The 3700-nt window shown below is 39.2% G+C and carries 3 protein-coding genes and 1 pseudogene; all 4 read right to left on the reverse strand.

The features are described 5' to 3' along the window. A partial coding sequence (locus tag RHS_RS24980) for a hypothetical protein (RefSeq protein ID WP_047834707.1) occupies positions 1 to 1215 on the reverse strand: 1215 nt, incomplete at its 3' end. Positions 1216 to 1356: 141 nt separating this feature from the next. Next, positions 1357 to 1800 (reverse strand): hypothetical protein, encoded by a 444-nt coding sequence (locus RHS_RS24985; RefSeq protein ID WP_027295114.1) that lies wholly within the window; start codon positions 1798 to 1800, stop codon positions 1357 to 1359. 11 nt (positions 1801 to 1811) lie between these two features. Further along, the gene (locus RHS_RS24990; protein ID WP_047834708.1) at positions 1812 to 3041 is read right to left on the reverse strand and encodes a BTAD domain-containing putative transcriptional regulator; all 1230 of its coding nucleotides are present in this window, start codon (positions 3039 to 3041) and stop codon (positions 1812 to 1814) included. Between the two features lie 175 nt (positions 3042 to 3216). Next, positions 3217 to 3700: pseudogene (locus RHS_RS24995) on the reverse strand (hypothetical protein); the annotation flags it as partial.

The raw sequence follows: 3700 nt of genomic DNA on the forward strand, positions 1-3700 counted from the left end.
TTTAAAATCCATAGTCACTGCCACTTCACCGGAAGGTTCCACCTCAACACCATCTTTTACAAAACTAATATCATATGCCAGAAATCCTGTTATTGTATCATCTTCTGCTTTTGCATTGTTATTTAACAGGCTCTCTACTCTATCCAGTTCCTCTTTGTCTACTACCGGGACAACTTTCAGTTCTGCTCCTCTGGGAAGTATCCCCGCTTCACTTAAAACAGCCTTTACCGTCACCTGGTCATCATCGTATGTATATTCTGTTGTTGTATCCTCACCATTCCAAGCAATTGCGAACTGGCTTACATTATCTGATTCAAATGCTACTTCATTAACTGCAAAATCGGAATTACAATTTAAAACTGTTGTTTTTTCTTTCAAATCAATTACATTTGTTTTTCCAGCTTCATTTTCATCTGCCGTAAACTTTAATACCTGCGCCTGAACCGCTTTTAAATTTATTTCTTCCGTTCTGAAGGTTTCAGGAAGAACTGCGTTTTTAAAATTAATGGAAACTTTCATTTCATCTTTGACCGGATAGATCACACCATCTTTTTCAAACTGAATTGCATAAGCATTAAATCCATCGATTGGTGCTGCTTCTTTTTCCGCTTTTTCATTTAATAAAGTATTAATTTTGTCATACTCTGCTTTTTCAGCTTTATCTGTTTCAGGGCTGTTATCTGAAATCATTTTATTTAAGATTGGCTTTACCTCTAACACCGCATCCGCTGGTACTGTATCCGAATTCATCAATTCTACTACTGCTGTCATCTCTTCATTTTCAAAAAGATATTTTGACTGCATTTCTTCCGGTCTGCTTTCTGTTTCTGTTGAAGCAGTTTCTGTTGTCTCCGATGTCATTTCGGATTGCATTTCTTCCTGGCTCTCTGCTTCTGTTTCGCTGGACATCTCTGTCTCCGGAATATTTTCAGTTCCTGCTTCGGAATTCATTTCCGTTTCCGGTACTGCTGCAGCTTCTGTTTGAATCTCTGTCATTACGACAGGTTCCGTCTGAGCAGCAGCCGCTTCACTTTCAATCGTCTCTGCTGCCGGGCTTACTTCGTTGACCTGTTCAGCCTCTGCTGCCGTCCCCGGGACTTCTGTATGATCAGTATTATCCGCCGCCAGTACTACTCCATTGGAACCTAATGTAGTCACGATCATGGCCATACATAAAAGGATTGCGGTTAATCTTTTTTTCATTCTTGTCTTCATGTGGATCCTCCTCTGATATACTATCTATTCTCTTTCAAATATCAACTTATCCCGTTAATTCTTCGTTTTATAGATTTACTATATCAAAATCAAGTCACAGACTGGTCACAGCAAACATTTTTCCAAAAAAATATGGCGATATCACTGATCTGATATCACCATATTGCTCGTTAATATATCTATCATTGTAATGGCACCTTCAAAGCTGCCCAGTTTTTCTCTCTGCAGGCCATATACCTCCCCTTGCCAGGTAGAATGCCTCCTGCTGATAACTATAACATCAAAGGTTGCTATGACACCTTTTTGATTTAAAATCTCATCAATATCCTTTTCACTGCCGGGATTCATTGAGAAAAAAGATCTTGAATGCTCCTTTTGAAAACTTCTTTTTTCCTGAAATGCCTGGGGATAACCTGCTTCATCAAAGATCTTATCTACTTCAATTAAAAGGCTGGAAAGATCCTGAAACTTAATTTCATCTTTTGATAACCTTGTATAAGCCCTTCCCTGAAAATAAATATCTTTCTTTTCATCTATACATATTCTAAGAGCATTCATCAAGTAATAAGGCTGTATATTTTCCACAAATGCTCCTCCTATTCGTTACTTATATCTCCAAAACTAATTTCTTCCAAACTGCTTCTTAAGTTAAATTTCTTCCATTTAGCAGAATTATAAAAGTTGTCTTCGATCCTCTTCAATACCATCTTACCGGATTCATATGTACACGTAGGTAACAGCACAACATATTGTGACCCGCTGTATCTGGCTGCAACATCTCCTGCCCGGAGACATCCAAATGCATCTTTCACATGATCCATAGCCCGTTTCAGCATTGACAGATATGTTTCTGTCCCCTTTTCTATGTACTGAGGAGGGTTTATGGTTATCAGCGCTACATGGACAGCCATTCCGAATCGCTGGGCCTGCCTTGCCTGCAGCCGGTATATTTCACGGAATATCCCATACTTACACAGAAATACACCCTGGGGTTTTGCCGCTTCGCACAGATCCTCCTGAATTCTCTTAATATCCAGTTCCTGACTGTTCATTTCGTTTAACAGCGACTGATATATTTCTTCCAGCTGACTGGAAGGTTTGACACCCAGATTTTCATACAGATGCTCTACGGCTCTTGTATAATATTCCTGTGCAATCTTCTCTTTGTGCTGTCCAATCAATGACTTAATCAGCAGATAATACAGATATTCATCCAGCGAATCCATAGAAATTGCTTTACTGCAGACATTTTCCATTTCTTCAAAATTTCCGGCTTCTTCATATAGTTCCGCCAGGCTCTTCACGGCTGATAAAAACATTGAATGATAATAGGCTGATAAAGAAATAACCCAGTGTTCCGATGAAATCTTAGGTAAGTACATACCGGCATAAAGATCTACTGCACGGCGGTACTGAACAATCTGGTCTTCTATATCATCTTTCAGATTTTTGGCATTTTTACAGCAGGTTTCAAATTCTTCACAATCCACCTTTACCGTAACATCCGGATTCCAGTAATAAGCTCCACGCCCTGTCAGAATATATTCGGAACTTCCCAGTAACTTCTTCATAATGTTTCTAAGACGATACATCAGGTTTTTTAATGCCCCTACCTGATTATCCGTTTCGTCCTCATTCCATAGAAGATCACCCAGTTCCTGCACCTGAATCATTCTGTTTCTGTTGTTTAAAAAGTATGTCAAAAGCCTCGTCACCATGACAGAACGAATGTTATCGTCATTTAATATATTCTTTCCATCTGTTACATGAAAATCGCCAAACATCTTCACCTGTAATTTGTTCAATTTATTCTCCATATTAGCCATAAGACATTATTCCTGTCATTCTGATTATTTTATGCCAATACCCCATATCATCAGAACAGCGATATGGGATATCGATTATTTTTCTAATCTTATCATAGCACTAATATTCATATGATGCAATGCTTCGTGGCTCATTATACTGCTATCTTTAATAAATCTTAATAATTTAATTCCTTTATTTACGTCTTCTGGAAACAACTGTCTTAATTCCAAAAGCTGCCGCTGCTGCTGCCAGAATTCCAAGAATGATATATATAACCGTATAATCATTTTTGATCTCCGGAGCTGCTGAAAGCGGTACATCCTCGTCTTCTATGCTGATCGTTTCCTGTTCAGAATCCGTCTCAGGGGAATCCGCCAGCGGAACCTGCTCATCCGGGATGTCTACCGTATTCTCATTTGCAGCTGGCTGATTATTTTCATCCGGTGCTGCCTGTTGGTTGTTTTCACCATTATTAGGAGTATTATTTGCGTTGTTATCCACTGTATTATTTGGTGTGGTATTTGGCGGTGTAGTTGCCGGAGTATTATTTGCTGCAGGAGTTGTTGGCGCAGCAGGTGTATTATTATCCGGATTGTTATTTGGTGCTTCCGTCGCCGGTGGATTTGTCTGAGGCTCCGTCTGCTGTACATCGGATTGATTGGATGTATAAATAAAC

The sequence above is a fragment of the Robinsoniella sp. RHS genome (assembly GCF_001029355.1).
Taxonomy (GTDB): Bacteria; Bacillota; Clostridia; order Lachnospirales; family Lachnospiraceae; genus Robinsoniella; species Robinsoniella peoriensis.